Consider the following 15,861-nt stretch of genomic DNA (forward strand, 5'->3'; position numbering starts at 1 on the left):
CCTCGACCCCCACCTTTGCGCAGAGGCACTTGCAGTACTACAGGAAATCCTGCGTGGTGTCTTCACCGGGTGAAGAACTCCAGCAGGTCTCCCGCTGTTTTCTCAGGCGCCTCCTCAGGCAGGAAATGCCCGCAGGGAAGTGGCCTGCCTTCGACCGAAACAGCCCGATCACGCCATACCTTCAAGGGATCGAAGGCCTTGTGGACGACCCCCTGTTTACCCCAGAGAACCAGGAGTGGACAGTCGATCCGACGGTCGCGGTCCGCCGCGTCATGTTCCAAATCCACCGAGGCCGCGGCACGATAATCTTCGCAACTGGCATGAATCACCGCCGGATCCTGGAAGCAGCGCAGGTATTCGGCTATGGCTTCGGGAGCAAAGGCGCCCATCGAGCCCGACCAACGACTCAAGCATTGCCTCAGGAACAACTCGGGGTCATTGCCGATCATGCGCTCGGGAAAGTCGAACGGCTGGATCAGGAAGAACCAGTGGAAATAGGCCGTTGCCATGAAGGTGTCGGTGGCGGCAAAAGCATCGTAGGTGGGCACGATGTCCAGCAGGGCCAAGCGGCTCACGCGCTCGCGATGGTCCAACGCCATGCGATGGGCGACACGTGCACCCCGATCATGCCCGGCAACCGCGAAGCGGCTGTATCCCAGCGCCGTCATCAGATTGACCTGGTCCAGGGCCATGACACGCTTGCTGTAGGCGAAATGCCGCGCGTCCGAGACCACTCGTTCACTGTCGCCATAGCCGCGCAGGTCACTGGCCACGACGGTAAACCGTTCTGCGAGCATAGGGGCGACCTTGTGCCAGAGCGCATGGGTTTGCGGATAGCCATGCAGCAACAGCAGAGGTGGCCCCCCACCGCCGATTCGACAGTGAATCTCCGCGCTGCCGGTGGAAACGTGTCTTGTATCGAACCCTTCAAACATGGTGCTCCCCCTGCTTGCCGGCAGTTGGCCGAAACAAAGGGGCCTTTTGAAGGCAGGTGCTTGCACGATTGGAAGGGATTGTCGGGCCGGACGACATTGTCCCGGAGTCCCTGGAAAGGAATGGTGCGGCTGAGTGGACTCGAACCACCACGGTGTTTCCACCACAGGTACCTGAAACCTGCGCGTCTACCAATTCCGCCACAGCCGCGACATTCGGGCTCCGAGTTCGCACTCGGAGGGTAGGCCCTTCTTTCACTCCATCGACCGGCGTCCTGTCAAACCCTTTTTACGGGTTCGCGGGAAAACGTTCTGCACCAGAGATATGGTGCGGCTGAGAGGATTTGAACCTCCACGGGGTCTCCCCCACAGCGACCTCAACGCTGCGCGTCTACCAGTTCCGCCACAGCCGCAAAACACTTCATATCGGTGCGGACACAACACCGTCCGACAGAGGCGATTACTTAACGATCTTGGCTGCAAAGCACAAGAGCAAGAACACCGATTTTTGTCAGGTCGGCGGGACTGTCTGGCTGCTATGCCGGCAAGGTGTTATGGAAGGCCCATGAAAACAGTCCTGCTCTATGCCGCTCTCGCCGTCCTGCTGCTGCTCGCCTGCATCGGGGGCATCACGACCTGGATGAATCTGGGGGATGTCAGCCTGGGGGTCCATGGATGGGTCGCCCTCTCGGGAGGTGTGGTTCTGACCCTGCTGGTTGGCGGCGGCCTGATGGCGCTGGTCTTCTACAGCAACCGTAGCGGCCACGACGCACGCCATCACGAACAGATGCAGGAGCACACCTCCGAGCCCACACCGGAGCACGACGAACGCCGCAACGAGCGATAACCCCAGGACACTGCCCGCCCCCACACCACCCAAGCTTTCCGCGAAGACCCGGTATGCAGCTCTGTGGCAGCTCGGGGAATTGCGCTCCCCGCGCGTCCGGTCTAGCAATAAGAGGCGGTAAAAGAACCAAATCGCAAGTCAGTCAGCCGCTTCACACGGGACAGTCCCATCATCAGTTCAGCCACCACAGCCATCGGGCCTCTCCGGCGCTGCGTCCTGAGCATCGCTGGCCTGGCCTGTATCGCCAGCACCGTGGCAGATGGCCTGTTCAGCCTACCCCGGGTCGAAGCGGCAGCGGCATTGGCCTTCCTGATCTTCGTGGTGACCGCACTGCCCGGCAGCAGGAAAGCACCCTACATCTACATCTTCTGCTGCGCCGGCCTGCTCGCATTCGGCTGGCTGCAAGGTGAAGACGGCTGGGCCTGGGCCATCGAGGCCGGAGCGCGGGGCGCGCTCATCGCCTCCCTCTTTGCCGTGATGGCCCTGTTGAGCGCGGTGGCGGAGTATTCCCGTCTGATTGCACGTTGCGGCGACGTCATCGTCCACCAGCCGCCGGGTCGACGCTATATCGTGCTCTCGGCCGGCGGACACCTGATCTCCCTGCTGCTCAGCATCGGGGCCATGAGCTTGCTGGGAGAACTCGTGCATCGCGCGCTGACCACTCATCAGGACCAGGGCACCCCCGAGGAGGTGGAACGGCGCCGCCTGATCCGCAGGCGCCGCATGATCATCGCCGTCCAGCGCGGCTTTGCCACCATCTCGGTCTGGTCCCCCCTGTCGGTCTCCTTTGCCGTGGTGATGGCCAGCCTGCCGCAAACCGATACCACGGTCTTCATCCTCTCCGGCTTCAGCCTGGCGATGATGACCCTGCTCTGGGGCTGGGCTCTCGACCGGCTGACCAGCCCGCGTCCCCGACCCGGATCGAGCCTTGGTCAAGCCAAGGAAGGACGCTGGCGCGATTTCCTGCCCTTGCTGGGTCTTGTCGCAGCGATCTTCGTCATGGCCTTCGGCCTGGCCGAGCTTTTCGATGCCACAATCATCGTGGGCGTCATCGCCTCGATTCCCTTCCTCGCCCTCGCCTGGCTGATGCGGCAAGCCAGGGCGAACACCCACATCCCGCTGGATTGCCAGGACGATCCGGAGCACGAGCGCAGCTACACAATCAGCACCCTGCGCCGCTACCTGGCGTACCTCCTGCCCAGCCAGCGCTCGGAAATCGGGGTCAGCGGCAATACGGCCGCCCTCGGCATCCTGCTGGCCTTCGCGATCCCCGGCGACTGGCTGGTCGGCACGGTGGAGATCCTGCCGCGTCCCCTTACGATCGCCGCCGCGATCTGGGCCGTGATCCTGATGGGACAGCTGGGACTGAACCCCATCATCACGACGACCCTGATCGGCACGGCGCTGGCCGAAACCACCTTGCCGGGCGCCAGCACCCTGCCCTCGGCCCTGGCGCTTTCATCCGGTTGGTGCATGGCCGTCGCCAGTTCCCCCTTCACCGCCGGCGTTCTGGTCGCGGCGCGCTACGGCAATGTGGGGCCCTGGGTGATCGGCCATCGCTGGAACCTATTGTTCTGTTTGACGGCGGCCACGGGACTGGGCCTGATTGTCGGCGGCATGGAAGTGATCATTAACGGAACGGGCGTCTAACGGCCTCGGACGGCAAGAGGTCAAGGATCGGGAGGATATCGCATGAAGATCGCCATTCTCGGGGCGGGCGCTATGGGGTCCATCTACGGGGCTCTTCTGGCCCGCAACGGAGAGGATGTCTGGCTGATCGACCGCTGGGCCGAGCACATGGAGGCCGTGCACAGCGCGGGCCTGAAGATCAGCGGCGCTACCGGCAACTGGGTCGCCCATCCGCAGGCGACGACCGATCCGGCCGACGTCGGCCCCTGCGAGCTTGTCATCGTGGCCACGAAGACGCGCGATCTGGCATCGGCTTTGTCGGACGCGGCGCCGCTGCTGCACTCCGATACGAACCTGCTCTGCGTGCAGAACGGCCTGAACGCGCCGCGAATGGCCGCGCAGATTGTCGGATCTGACCGGGTCCTGCTGGGCATCGCCGGCGGCTTCGGCGCCTCGATTCCCGCCCCCGGCTGCGTGGACCATACGGGCTGGGAAGTCGTGCGGATCGCCGCGCGCAATCCCGAGCAATTCGAACGTGCACAGCAGGTGGCGCAGGTCTGGTCCGATGCCGGCTTCAATGCCGAGGCCGATCCCGACGCCGACCACATGATCTGGACCAAGCTGGTCTGCAACGCGGCCTACAGCTCCATCTGCTGCATCACCGGCCTGCTGATCGGCGAGGTCGCCGAGGATCCCTACGCCCGTCAGGTCTCCGCCGCCTGTGCGCAGGAAGCCTGGGATGTTGCCCGTGCCGCCGGTGTGAAGCTCGACTTCGACGATCCGGCCGAGTACGTCCGCGCCTTCGGACGCAAGATCCCGGGCGCACGCCCCTCCATGCTGCTCGACCGCCTGGCCGGCCGCCTCAGCGAGGTCGACGACATCAACGGGTCCGTGGTCGAGGAAGGCAAGCGCCTGGACGTGCCGACCCCGGTCAACGCCACCCTCGTGAACACCATTCACGCCATGGAAAGCCACGACCTGCGCCCCGCCCGCCGGGACAGGCAGCCGGTGTTCCAGGGCTGAAGCGCGCGACATGAAACGCAGCTCCAGGCAGGTACACAGCCCGGGAGGGCGCGCATGATCCGAGGCACCGGCGTCATTGCGGCCGCCACGGGCGTTCAGGTCATCAGCACGCTGGCCACGCTGATCCTGCCGGCCATCGCGCCGATCGCCGCCCGTGCCCTGGGCATCGACGCCGGCCTGATCGGCTTGCAGGTCAGCCTGGTCTATGGCGTGGCCATGGTGGCCAGCCTGTTCGGCGGACCGATGGTCAGCAACCTGGGCGCCTGCCGCACAAGCCAGCTCGGCCTCCTGCTGGTGACCGGCGGCTGCCTGCTGGCGTCCCTGGCCATGATACCGGCCATCGCGCTGCCGGCCCTGGCCCTGGCCTCGATCGTGCTGGGTATGGCCTATGGCCTGCCCAACCCGGCGGCCGCCCACCTGCTGGTGCGCTTTACGGATCCGGCGCACCGCAATCTGATCTTCTCGCTCAAGCAGACCGGCGTCCCCTTGGGGGGCATGCTGGCCGGCCTCATCGGCCCCGGCTTGGCGGAGTGGCTGGGCTGGCAGGCGCCGCTCCTGCTCTGCGCCGTGCTCGCTCTCGGCCTGGCCACGAGCCTGCAGCCCTGGCGAACCCATTGGGACAGTGACCGCATGCGCGGTGGCAAGGCACCGAAACTGCCCGTCGAGGCCATTCGCCTGGTCTTCGGGCAGCCGGCCCTGCGCCTGCTGTCGCTCTCGGCCTTCCTGCTGGCCGGCATCCAGCTCTGCATCGTCACCTTCCTGGTCGTGATCCTGGTCGAGGACCTGGGTTACAGCCCGATCCATGCCGGCATCATGCTGGCCTCGGTGCAGGTGGCCGGAGCCGTCGGCCGCGTCGGCTGGGGCATGCTGGCCGACCGCCTCGGCAACGGAGCCGGAACCCTGTTGATCCTGCTGACCCTTCTGGCCGTCACGGCGCTTGCCGTCACCCAGATCACCGCAGCCACGCCGGCCGGCCTGACAACGGGCCTCTTCCTGCTGCTGGGCGCAACGGGGATCAGCTGGAACGGAATCTTCCTCGCCGAGGTCGCCCGGCGCGCACCGGAGGGCCGTGCCGGTGACGTGACCTCCGCCGCGCTCTTCCTGACCTACATGGGTGTGCTGGTCGGCCCGGCCCTGTTCTCGGCCGTCGGCGGACAGCTCGACAGCTTCCTGCCGCTTTACGGTGCACTGGCGCTGGCCACGGTCCTCGCCTTCGTGATGGTGCGCTCCGCACAGCGGAGAGGCGGCGGCAAGGAAGGTATCTGAGCGGCGTCCACCGGCTTCCCCCAAGACCAGAGGCGCCCTGCATTTTCCCCGACATGGCCGCCGGTGTCAGGGGATGACGCAGGCCAACCGCACGGCCGGAGCACGAGACCCTTCGAGGCTCGCTCCGCTCGTTCCTCAGGGTGAGGGTGGTTTTTAGATTATTGATAATACTGAAAAATTATCCTCATGGCGAGGTGCGAGCTCCGCAGGGGCGAGCCTCGAACCATGCCGGCACAGGCATTTGCGTTCCGCAGTCCGACCGCACCGCCTGCGCAGGACTGGACGCGACTCTTGAGCCCCGTAGAATGCCGCGGCAATCTCCCGTCCGCCTCCTACACCCGGCTGACGAACCAGACGTTCATGGGATCGTGCGGCAGGACGTGGCGCTTCACCTCCCGGAATCCGGCCGCCTTCAGCATCGCCTCGGCGGTTTCCCAGCCCCACATGGTTCCCAGGCCCGCACCGCCCTGGCCCAGGGAGACCGGCATGCAGTGCACGCAGGACACGGCATAGAGCAGCGAGGCCATGGGAAAGTCCAGGTTGTTCTCCAGGCGGGCCGATCCGCCGATGTCCTGCATCAGATAGACACCGTTCGGCTTCAGCGCGCCGTGCAGGCTGCGGATCAGGGCCTGGGGATCCTTCTGGTCGTGCACGGCGTCGAAGGAGGTGATGAAGTCGAAGCGCGCCTGGTCATAATAGCCCGTCAAGTCACGCTGCTCGAAGCGGATATTCGTCAGGCCCTCTTCTGCCACCACAGCCTGCGCATGTGCGACGGCATCCGCGCAGAGGTCATAGCCGAGAAAACGGCTGCGCGGATAACGCTGCGCCATGGCGATCAGGGCTGAACCGCGGCCGCATCCGGCATCCAGTACCTCGATACCCTGTTCCAGGCGCGCCTGAACCCCCTCAGCCAGCGGCAGGATGGTCTTGAACAGCTGATCGGTCACCGTCTGGCCGCTGTCCTCGGCCATGATCTGGTGGAAGTCGGGATAGTCGTCATAGCTCGTCCCGGACCCGCTCATGAAATTTTCCAGGATGCACTCCTGCATGGCCCCCATGATGGCGACGTGCTGGCCATAGACCGCCAGGTTGCCCAGGGGATCCGCGCGCGTCAGGCAGGCCGCATGCTCTGCCGGCAGATGGTAGTTCTGGGTACCGGGATCGAAAGCGACAAGGCCGCCGGTCACCATGACCGCCAGCCATTCCCGGACATAGCGCTCGGCCAGGCCCGCATGCGCAGCTATCTCGGTACTGCCAGCGGGGGGCAGATCGGCCATGGTATCGAACAGGCCCGTGCGGTGCCCGATGGAGATCATCACCGCCACGGCCCCGGAATCGATCAGCTCCATGACCCTTTCCGCAAAGGCTTCCGCCTGTGCCAGCTCCATATCGGTGGTTTGTTCGGTTACGGACGACATGCTTTCTCTCCTTTCAGACAATGGAAACAGGGCATGGCATACGCCGCCACCGTACGCCCACGCGAGGGCGTGAATGGACAGGAACAGGGCCCTTGTGCCATTGTTCGACATGCATGCTCGCAAAGCGCTTCCGCCCCTGTCGGTCAGCCTCCTGGCTCTGCCGGAGACGACGCCGGCAGTACTGTACAACCTCTACGAGGTCTTCTTGTCCGTAGGCGTGGCCTGGAGCGAACTCACAGGCGAGGAAAGCACGGCCCGGCGTATTGTTCCGCGCATCGTGTCGCGCACGCGCGCGCCTTTCCCGTCAGCCATCGGCCTGCCGGTCACCCCCCAGGCAAGCCTTCGGGAGGTCGGTCAGAGTGACCTGGTCATGGTCACCGACCTGACGCTGCCACCCGGAGAAACACCATGTGCACGCTGGCCCGAAGAAGCGGCCTGGATACGCGAACAATTCGAAGGCGGCGCGCTGGTTTCCTCGGTTTGCACCGGCTCGCTCTTCCTGGCCGAGGCCGGCCTACTGGACGATCAGCCCGCAACAACCCACTGGAGCGCGATCGGGGTGTTCCGAGAGCATTACCCGCAGGTTCAACTGGCGGCAGAGCGTATTCTCTGCCCGGCGGGTCCGGAGCATCGCATCGTGACCGGCGGCGGAGCCGCGGCCTGGGAAGACCAGGCCCTTTACCTGATTGCGCGCTTCTGCGGAGAGGCCGAGGCCCGGCATATCGCCAAGATCTTCCTGCTCGGCGATCGCAGCGACGGCCAGTTGTCCTACGCCGTAATGGCACGACCCAGCCAGCATGCCGACGCCATCATCGCCGAGTGCCAAGCCTGGATTGCGGAGCATTATGACAAACCCCATCCGGTGCGCCACATGATCGAACGCTCGGGTCTGACAGAACGGACCTTCAAGCGACGCTTCCGCGCTGCCACGGGCTACACACCCGTCGAATATGTCCAGGCCCTGCGCGTCGAGGAAGCCAAGCAGCTGCTTGAAACAGAGGATCTCTCTACGGAAGCGGTCGCACACGCCGTGGGCTACGAGGACCCCGTCTTTTTCCGCCACCTCTTCAAGCGCCGCACCGGCACCACCCCTGCCCGTTACCGCCAGCGCTTCCAGCGACTCGTCCCACGCAAGGATGCAGGATAAGCTGCATCTACTATGTAACTGATATAAAAAACTTCATCATGGCGAGATGCTCCTACAGGGAACTTCGAACCATCCCTGCGCAATACTGAAGGCCTACTCGAGCAACTTCTCTGCGGCGTAGTTGTGGATCTCCACACCGTCAACCTCGAGATCATGACGGGTCAGGACACGGAAACCCCGTTTCAGGAAAAAGCGGCGCGCAAGCTCACTGGCCTCGACATACAGACGTGTCACGCCGGCATGTCGGGCTATTTCCTCAAGAGCGTCGTAGAGCGCTGCGGCTACCCCTGTGCCCGCCGCACACGGGGTGCAATAGAAAAAGGCGATGTGCCCATCCATCTCAAGATCGGCAAAGGCCAATGGACGGTCATCAGCTGCAGTCGCGACCAGGCGCCGACGACCATCGCTTGCCAGCTTGTCCAGTTCCGCCGGCTCAGGACAAAGCCCGGCCCAGACTTCCACCTGTTCCAGGGAATACTCCCGTCGCCCGAGTACCAGCACCGAGTGTCGATAGAGCTCTGTTAGGGCCTCCGCGTCGCTAGCCTCATATGTACGCACAATGAAGCGGGCTTCTTCATCCGCCTGTCTCCCCATGTCCACCACCACTTGTACACTCAGGGACTGGACATATCATACTTGCAACTTGGGCGATGCATAGGAAAGATTCAGGAACATCGGGTCACTCGTATCCACCCTGCCATTGTTGCTTCAGGCACCGATGATCGTAAGGGCAACAGCCTTCAGGATTGAGAGGTCAAGATCGCTCCGGAGAGCTACGAGCTGAAGTCCGAACGCAAGAATTGAGAGTTCGCGCACACTCCTTTTGCCACAGATCAATTTAGATCTATAACCTATTGGAATGTAACAATCCGGGCGCTACAATAAGATAGCCTCGCAGAAAGGTCTACGAACCTTACCGGACCCAGACAGCACAGTAGCTTCCTACACCAGGATGCCACCACCACCGCTGGAGAAACCACCGCCGGCGCCGGGCAAGCCGCCGACGCCCGGCAAGCCGCCTTGCGCACCCTGAACACCACCCAGAAGGCTGGTCTGCCAAGCTCCACCTGCGCCACCGGCCCCGCCCATGCCGCCGGCCTGTTGACCAGCGCGCTTGTCGTTCATCAGGAAGCGCTGGGTAAACTTCTCGACAAATTTGGGATCGTTCAGATCCTTCAGATCCATGCGACTGGTAATAGCTCGTGCTTGGGCCTCCACCGACTGGATGGCAATCTGTTCCGGCAACCCCAACGCCGTGGTAACCACTCGTCGAATCAGCGGGTCGCCCAGCACATCATAAGGATTGGAGAAGTCCCGTTCCTTGGCCTCGCGCTGGAATGCCATGGCGTCGGGTATGGCAGGATTGGTTTCCGCCAATTTCTCTTCATAACGCTGCTGGGTATAGGACGCGATGAACTTGTTCTTCACCTCCGGGTTCTTGATACCTTCGAGGCCCAATTCGGCAAAGTTGAACATCTTGGCGGCGTCCTTATAACGCTTGTCCTGTAGGCGATTGGCCAGTCCCTCCTTGTCATTGGGGTCGCTCAAGATTGCCTTGCGGGCCAGGGCATCGTTGCCGATCTGGTCGGCCATGCCAAGCCCGCGCAGCACGAACTCCAGGGTCCGCGGATTCTGCAGCAGCTCCTCGGGACTTTCCGCCTTTTCCAGCGCCTTGTTGAACTCGGCGATGTCGCGTTTGACCATGGGATCCTGGCGCACCATCTCCATCTGCTTGTCTTTCATGCGCTCGGCGGTGCGGAACTGCGTCATCGCATCTCCGCCGCCGAGCGGCAGGCTGCCGCCAACCCCACCGCCACCTGCCTGCACGCCGAACAGCGCGCCAACCGTGTTCCAGTTGTTCATGGTGTCAGCCTCCTTGCAGGCCCTCCATGATGGCCTCATTGACGTTGATGTGGAACTCGAAATCCACTTCCTCACCTGGCTTATAGTCGGCATTCTGAAGCACCACTGCCGAAATGGTGGTCAGCTGCTTGCGCAGCTGTTCCGGCAAGGAATTGCCCGGCACACTCAGGTCTGTGAAGAACATGCTCCACAGTCGGTACTGCGTGGCCACGGCCTTGGCCGTTTCCACACGGTCCCCGCTCTCGCGGGCTTCTTTAAGCATACGGGTTACACGTGCAACGGCATCACGTTCGCGGGAGCGGTCCGTGCGAACCGCCTCGCCGGCCATGGCATAGGCCGCAACGGCACTCTGATTCTGCATCATCATTGAACCTTCTCCAGTTCAGCTGATTCCTCGGCCTGGAACTCATCCTGGATGTCCAGATCCGTGGGGGTTCCTGCATCCGCCATGTCGAGCAAGGCGGCTTCGAACTCCAGGAGCTGTCGCGTCAGCTGCAGCGCCTGGAAATAGTCAGTGTTCTCGAGGAAACCCGTGATGTGATCCAGGGTTTCATGCACCGTGGAGAGGCCCGAGGCCTGGCGGAAATCCACTATTCGCGCGCGCGCCTGCTCCACATAGGTGGCACTCTCCCCCTCCTCGGCCATGTAGGCGTTCTGGATGGCGAAGTAGATGCGCGCCCCCGGCGTGGTCACCTCTTCCGGGCGCATGATCTGGCGATCATGCATCACGGCACTCTTGGTCTTGAGAACGATCTTGGACGCCGTCTCGAAGCGGATCAGGGCACCATTGACAATCAGATGCTCACCCTTCTTCAACTTAAGTATAAGCCCCATCAAAATCTCCTGTTCTGTGAGCGGATCCCCGTATTGGGGAATTCCGATGGCATAACCCGCTTCGAGACTAGCGCGGAAAGGTTAATCAAACCTTGCTCCTGTCTGTGCTTTCGGCCTGATAAGGCCGCTAACGGACTTAACCACCGAACAGCGACAGCAGGCTCTGCGGCGACTGGTTGGCGATGGACAGGGTCTGGGTGCCCAGCTGCTGCTTGATCTGCAAGGACTGCAGGCGGGCCGATTCCTTCGCAAGGTCGGCATCCACCGTAGCCCCAAGGCCTTCCTCAATGGCATCGCTCAGCTTGGAGTTGAACTCCATCTGGCCCGTCAGACGGCGATCGTCTGCGGCATATTCATTGAGAGAGTTGGAAACAGAGGTCACGAGATCGTCGAAAGTGGTGTCTGTGCCGTCAATCAGACCTTGGGCCGTTGCAGCATCTGTAGGATCAGTTACACCAGCCAGTTCAGCATCGATGTCGGTCGCTGCAAGTGTGTACTGGGTGCCCGCCGCATCTACGATCACGTTCACATCGGCACCACCAGCATCGATCAGGTTCGTGCCGTTGTACTCAGCATTGTCGACGAAGTTCTGAAGCTCTTCGACCATGCTGTCATAGTCCGCCTTGTACTGAGCGAACTGTTCGGGGGAGTTATTCTCGTCCGCCATCTTGGTAAGGGTTTCACGGATATCTCCCAAACCGTCAGACACAGAGGTCAAAGAGGACAGGGTTGTGGAAACCAGGCCCTTGGCCTTGGAGATCTGCTCGTTGACGGCCCCGATGCCTTTAATATCGGAGCGCAGCCCCTGGGCAATGGCGAAACTGGCACCATCATCCTGAGCAGTGGCCACACGAAGACCAGTGGAAACGCGATTCTGTACCTGTGACAACTCGCTGTTGGTCTTGTTCATATTCTGCAGGGCAACCATTGCCCCGGAATTGGTGTTGATCGAATTCTGGATCATTGCTTTAGCTCCTTTGCTTTGAAGGTCAGGAGTTGATCCGCAAGGTCCATGCCAATATTAACACATTGAAATTATTTCATTTTTATACAGGTAGGCAATTCTACCTACCATCACGTGCAAAAACTGCCGTCCAAGTTGGGCACTTTTTGCAGGCTAAAATCATCCGCTCATGAAAAAGGGGCCGGAAGCAAGCGCTCCCGGCCCCCAAAGGCTAGAAAAACTGACTATCTTTACCCGAAGAGTGACAGCAGGATCTGTGGCGACTGGTTGGCGATCCCCAGGGTCTGGGTACCCAGCTGCTGCTTGATCTGCAGCGACTGCAGGCGGGCTGACTCCTTGGCCAGGTCGGCGTCCACCGTGGCACCAAGGCCCTCCTCGATCGCATCGCTCAGCTTGGAGTTGAACTCCATCTGACCCGTCAAACGGCGATCGTCACCGGCAAAGGTGTTCAGGGCATCGTTCACAGCCCCCACAGCATCATGAAAGGACGTATCAGTCCCTCCGTCGATCAGACCCTGTGCCGTTGCAGCATCAACAGGATCCGATATTCCGGCCAGCTGGGCATCAATGTCGACGGCTGCGAGCGTGTACTGAGTGCCCCCGGAATCGGCGATCACGTTCACATCGGCGCCACCAGCATCAATCAGGTTGGTGCCGTTGTACTCAGCATTGTCGACGTAGTTCTGCAGCTCGGCCAACTGGCTGTCGTAGTCCGCCTTGTACTGATCGAACTGCTCAGCAGAGTTGTTCTCGTCCGCCATCTTGGTCAGGGTTTCACGAATATCGCCCAGACCATCGGAAACGGAGGACAGAGACGAAATCGTGGTCGAGACCAGACCCTTGGCCTTTGAGATCTGCTCGTTGACCGCACCGATGCCCTTGACGTCTGAACGCAGCCCCTGGGCAATGGCAAAGCTGGCACCATCGTCCTGAGCCGAGGCCACACGCAGACCCGTGGAGACACGGTTCTGCACGGAGGCCAGTTCGGAATTGGTGGAGTTCAGGTTCTGCAGGGCGATCATCGCCCCGGAATTGGTGTTGATCGAATTCATGACCGACATGGTCTATTCCTTTCTGGAGTATTCACAGCCTGTTGGCTGATTGAGGAAAGAGGCTATTGCCTCTTTCCTTCAGAGTGCTGTTTATCCAAACAGTGACAGCAGGATCTGCGGTGACTGGTTGGCGATCCCCAGGGTCTGGGTACCCAGCTGCTGCTTGATCTGCAAGGACTGCAGGCGAGCTGATTCCTTCGCAAGGTCAGCGTCCACCGTGGCGCCCAGGCCTTCCTCGATAGCGTCGCTCAGCTTGGAGTTGAACTCCATCTGGCCCGTCAGGCGACGATCATCGCCAGCAAAGGTGTTCAAGGCATCGTTCACAGCGCCCACCGCATCATTGAACAGTGCATCAGTGCCAGAGACCAGACCTTGGGCCGTTGCAGCATCGGCAGGATCCGTTATTCCTGCCAATTGGGCGTCAATATCGACCGCCGTGAGCGTGTATTGTGTACCACCGGAATCGGCGATCACGTTCACATCGGCACCGCCAGCATCGATCAGGTTCGTGCCGTTGTAATCAGCATTGTCGACGTAGTTCTGAAGCTCGGCCAACTGGCTGTCATAGTCCGCCTTGTACTGAGCGAACTGCTCGGCCGAGTTGTTCTCGTCCGCCATCTTGGTCAGGGTTTCGCGAATATCGCCCAGGCCGTCGGAGACAGAGGACAGAGACGAAATCGTGGTCGAGACCAGGCCCTTGGCCTTGCTGATCTGCTCGTTGACAGCCCCGATGCCCTTGATATCGGAGCGCAGCCCCTGGGCAATGGCAAAGCTGGCACCATCGTCCTGAGCCGAGGCCACACGCAGACCCGTGGAGACACGGTTCTGCACGGAGGCCAGTTCGGAGTTGGTGGAGTTCAGGTTCTGCAGGGCGATCATCGCCCCGGAATTGGTGTTGATCGAATTCATGACCGACATAGATTTTCTCCCTTCTGGATGAAACGTAGCCTATTGACCACGCCATACGAGACTGGAGGTAGGGATTTAATATTTCCTGAAGCCACAAAGTTAACAGAAGATTAAAAAGGAGATTTTTCTCAGGAGGCAAAATGGCGCTTTGGCGCAGGAAAATGCAATTCCCTATAATCTGAAGATTATGATATCAAAAGCGACCACGATAAAAAATTTACCTATTCAAATATCTCGTTCTTTGGTGCCACTGATCGCAAAACTAGGGTTTAAGTTTTGCCACCCTCAGAAAAGCAAGGGCCGGAAGCAGAAACTACCGGCCCTCTTACACTCAAAGATCTGCTCTAATCCATATTAACCAAACAGTGACAGCAGGATCTGCGGCGACTGGTTGGCGATCCCCAGGGTCTGGGTGCCCAGCTGCTGCTTGATCTGCAGCGACTGGAGGCGGGCCGATTCCTTCGCAAGGTCGGCGTCCACGGTGGCGCCCAGGCCTTCCTCGATGGCGTCGCTCAGCTTGGAGTTAAACTCCATCTGGCCCGTCAGGCGGCGATCGTCACCGGCATAGGAGTTCAGCGCATTATCCACAGCCGTAACCAAGGTATCAAAGGTAGCGTCCGTGCCTGCAATTAGCCCCTGAGCCGTTGCTGCATCCGTAGGATCCGTGACACCAGCCAACTGTGCGTCCACATCCACGGCCGCAAGCGTATACTGGGTGCCGTTGGCATCAGCGATCACGTTTACAGCAGCCCCACCAGCATCGATCAGATTGGTGCCATTATAGCTTGCATTATCGACATAGTTCTGGAGTTCGGCCAACTGGCTGTCATAGTCCGCCTTATACTGCGCGAACTGTTCGGCCGAGTTGTTCTCGTCTGCCATCTTGGTGAGGGTTTCACGGATGTCACCCAAGCCATCGGAAACCGAGGTTAGGGCCGACAGTGTGGTCGAGACCAGACCCTTGGCCTTGCTGATCTGCTCGTTGACGGCCCCGATGCCCTTGATGTCGGAACGCAGCCCCTGGGCAATGGCAAAACTGGCACCATCGTCCTGAGCCGTGGCCACCCGGAGACCCGTCGAAACACGGTTCTGAACCTGGGCAAGCTGACTGTTGGTGTTATTGAGGTTCTGAAGCGCGATCATCGCGCCGGAGTTGGTGTTGATAGAGTTCATGATCGACATTGCATTCATCCTTTTTGGAAAATTATGGCCCTATTGGCCAACGCAGTCAGAATAGGATGAAAATTTCTAATGACTGGTTAATTTAAATAGTAAAAAAATTGTTAACGCATATTTTTTCTTAACTCTGTCTACAATGAGTTGGATATCGAACTCAGGAGCTCGATCAGAATATGGAGTTTTTTCTTGATTCACACCTCATTTCCGTTTATTAGATCATTGGGGATGTATCTATCCGCATGTTTGTGACAGAGGCGCTGAAGAGCGATGCTGGCAACTTCGAATATATCCATAGGAACCGAGGGACAGGCTTGGATGAAGCCGCCGATGGTCACAGTGTCCCAGAATCCAGTACCCGAATCGAAGACCCCTCAAGCAGGCGCCCCCCCTGTCGTCGATGGCAAGGTCCAGTATAACCCCGTTCTAAACTATGATCGTGATGCCCAGGTCGTTCTGGTTCAGATCATTGACCCTGCAACGGGGGAAGTGGAACGACAGTACCCAAGCGAGAAGCAGGTCGAGGCCTATCAGAAGGCCGTGGAAGAGCAAAAGTCTTCCATGCCGGGGATCGCAGATTCCAAAGGGGCGATGCTGGAAAGCAATCTTCCGGACGTGACAGAAGCCATAGGAGAGGTGGACAAGGCGATCTCTACCATGGACCATAATGGCAAGCTTGGCGAAGGGCTGTCGCTGGTCGCTTAAGTGCCTGAGGCTCACCTGTTTCGGGATTTTCATTGAGTATTATTCAAGCTCTTTGGCCTGTTGGCAGCTAGATACGCTTCCTCCACCGACACCTTT

Annotated in this window: 16 protein-coding genes and 2 tRNA genes; 6 read left to right on the top strand and 12 right to left on the bottom strand. The window is 60.5% G+C overall.

The genetic code is table 11. The annotated features are described in order from the left end of the window. Positions 1–62 precede the first annotated feature (62 nt). The 3 genes from ACFOW6_RS08140 to ACFOW6_RS08150 form a co-directional block, all read right to left on the bottom strand. On the bottom strand, positions 63–935 hold the full coding sequence (locus ACFOW6_RS08140; RefSeq protein WP_382421838.1) for an alpha/beta fold hydrolase: 873 nt from the start codon (positions 933–935) through the stop codon (positions 63–65). Between the two features lie 121 nt (positions 936–1,056). Next, positions 1,057–1,143 (bottom strand) — tRNA-Leu (locus ACFOW6_RS08145). 115 nt (positions 1,144–1,258) lie between these two features. Next, positions 1,259–1,345: transfer RNA gene (locus tag ACFOW6_RS08150), tRNA-Leu, on the bottom strand. Between the two features lie 152 nt (positions 1,346–1,497). On the opposite strand from ACFOW6_RS08150, the gene ACFOW6_RS08155 reads away from it, so the two are divergent. The 4 genes from ACFOW6_RS08155 (at position 1,498) to ACFOW6_RS08170 (ending at position 5,697) form a co-directional block, all read left to right on the top strand. Continuing rightward, entirely contained in the window at positions 1,498–1,779 is a 282-nt protein-coding gene (locus ACFOW6_RS08155) for a hypothetical protein (RefSeq protein ID WP_382421839.1), read from the top strand. Positions 1,780–2,031: 252 nt separating this feature from the next. Continuing rightward, positions 2,032–3,429, top strand: a complete 1,398-nt coding sequence (locus ACFOW6_RS08160; protein ID WP_382421840.1) for a hypothetical protein — start codon at positions 2,032–2,034, stop codon at positions 3,427–3,429. A 42-nt stretch (positions 3,430–3,471) separates the two neighbouring features. Continuing rightward, a complete protein-coding gene (locus tag ACFOW6_RS08165) occupies positions 3,472–4,431 on the top strand; it encodes a ketopantoate reductase family protein (RefSeq protein ID WP_382421841.1) in 960 nt (319 codons plus the stop codon). 54 nt (positions 4,432–4,485) lie between these two features. Beyond that, a complete protein-coding gene (locus ACFOW6_RS08170) occupies positions 4,486–5,697 on the top strand; it encodes an MFS transporter (protein ID WP_382421842.1) in 1,212 nt (403 codons plus the stop codon). A gap of 332 nt (positions 5,698–6,029) precedes the next feature. Here ACFOW6_RS08170 and ACFOW6_RS08175 read toward each other — a convergent pair whose 3' ends face one another. After that, positions 6,030–7,115, bottom strand: a complete 1,086-nt coding sequence (locus tag ACFOW6_RS08175) for a class I SAM-dependent methyltransferase (protein WP_382421843.1) — start codon at positions 7,113–7,115, stop codon at positions 6,030–6,032. A gap of 73 nt (positions 7,116–7,188) precedes the next feature. Here ACFOW6_RS08175 and ACFOW6_RS08180 point away from each other — a divergent pair, with 73 nt between their 5' ends. After that, a complete protein-coding gene (locus ACFOW6_RS08180; protein ID WP_382421844.1) occupies positions 7,189–8,262 on the top strand; it encodes a GlxA family transcriptional regulator in 1,074 nt (357 codons plus the stop codon). A 93-nt stretch (positions 8,263–8,355) separates the two neighbouring features. Here the strand turns inward: ACFOW6_RS08180 and ACFOW6_RS08185 are convergent, their stop codons facing one another. From ACFOW6_RS08185 to ACFOW6_RS08220, 8 genes are all read right to left on the bottom strand, one after another. Then, the gene (locus ACFOW6_RS08185) at positions 8,356–8,856 is read right to left on the bottom strand and encodes a GNAT family N-acetyltransferase (RefSeq protein WP_382421845.1); all 501 of its coding nucleotides are present in this window, start codon (positions 8,854–8,856) and stop codon (positions 8,356–8,358) included. A gap of 348 nt (positions 8,857–9,204) precedes the next feature. After that, positions 9,205–10,125 (bottom strand): DUF1217 domain-containing protein, encoded by a 921-nt coding sequence (locus tag ACFOW6_RS08190; RefSeq protein WP_382421846.1) that lies wholly within the window; start codon positions 10,123–10,125, stop codon positions 9,205–9,207. Positions 10,126–10,129: 4 nt separating this feature from the next. Then, the gene (locus tag ACFOW6_RS08195) at positions 10,130–10,492 is read right to left on the bottom strand and encodes a flagellar biosynthesis regulator FlaF (RefSeq protein ID WP_382421847.1); all 363 of its coding nucleotides are present in this window, start codon (positions 10,490–10,492) and stop codon (positions 10,130–10,132) included. Beyond that, positions 10,489–10,959, bottom strand: coding sequence for a flagellar biosynthesis repressor FlbT (locus ACFOW6_RS08200; protein WP_382421848.1), 471 nt, complete (start codon positions 10,957–10,959; stop codon positions 10,489–10,491). Before ACFOW6_RS08200 ends, ACFOW6_RS08195 begins: the two co-directional genes overlap by 4 nt. Positions 10,960–11,095: 136 nt before the next feature. Beyond that, the gene (locus tag ACFOW6_RS08205; protein WP_382421849.1) at positions 11,096–11,923 is read right to left on the bottom strand and encodes a flagellin; all 828 of its coding nucleotides are present in this window, start codon (positions 11,921–11,923) and stop codon (positions 11,096–11,098) included. A 230-nt stretch (positions 11,924–12,153) separates the two neighbouring features. Then, positions 12,154–12,984: a flagellin gene (locus ACFOW6_RS08210; RefSeq protein WP_382421850.1), complete on the bottom strand. Its 831-nt coding sequence runs from the start codon at positions 12,982–12,984 to the stop codon at positions 12,154–12,156. An 81-nt stretch (positions 12,985–13,065) separates the two neighbouring features. Continuing rightward, positions 13,066–13,893 carry a flagellin gene (locus tag ACFOW6_RS08215; RefSeq protein ID WP_382421851.1) on the bottom strand — a complete coding sequence of 276 codons (828 nt, stop codon included), beginning with the start codon at positions 13,891–13,893 and terminating at the stop codon, positions 13,066–13,068. A gap of 345 nt (positions 13,894–14,238) precedes the next feature. Next, complete coding sequence (locus ACFOW6_RS08220) at positions 14,239–15,066, bottom strand: flagellin (protein ID WP_382421852.1); 828 nt, start codon at positions 15,064–15,066, stop codon at positions 14,239–14,241. 312 nt (positions 15,067–15,378) lie between these two features. On the opposite strand from ACFOW6_RS08220, the gene ACFOW6_RS08225 reads away from it, so the two are divergent. Continuing rightward, positions 15,379–15,765 carry a hypothetical protein gene (locus tag ACFOW6_RS08225; RefSeq protein WP_382421853.1) on the top strand — a complete coding sequence of 129 codons (387 nt, stop codon included), beginning with the start codon at positions 15,379–15,381 and terminating at the stop codon, positions 15,763–15,765. The last annotated feature ends 96 nt before the right edge of the window (positions 15,766–15,861 follow it).

Origin of the sequence: Fodinicurvata halophila (assembly GCF_042651425.1) — a bacterium.
Lineage (GTDB): Bacteria > Pseudomonadota > Alphaproteobacteria > Kiloniellales > DSM-21159 > Fodinicurvata > Fodinicurvata halophila.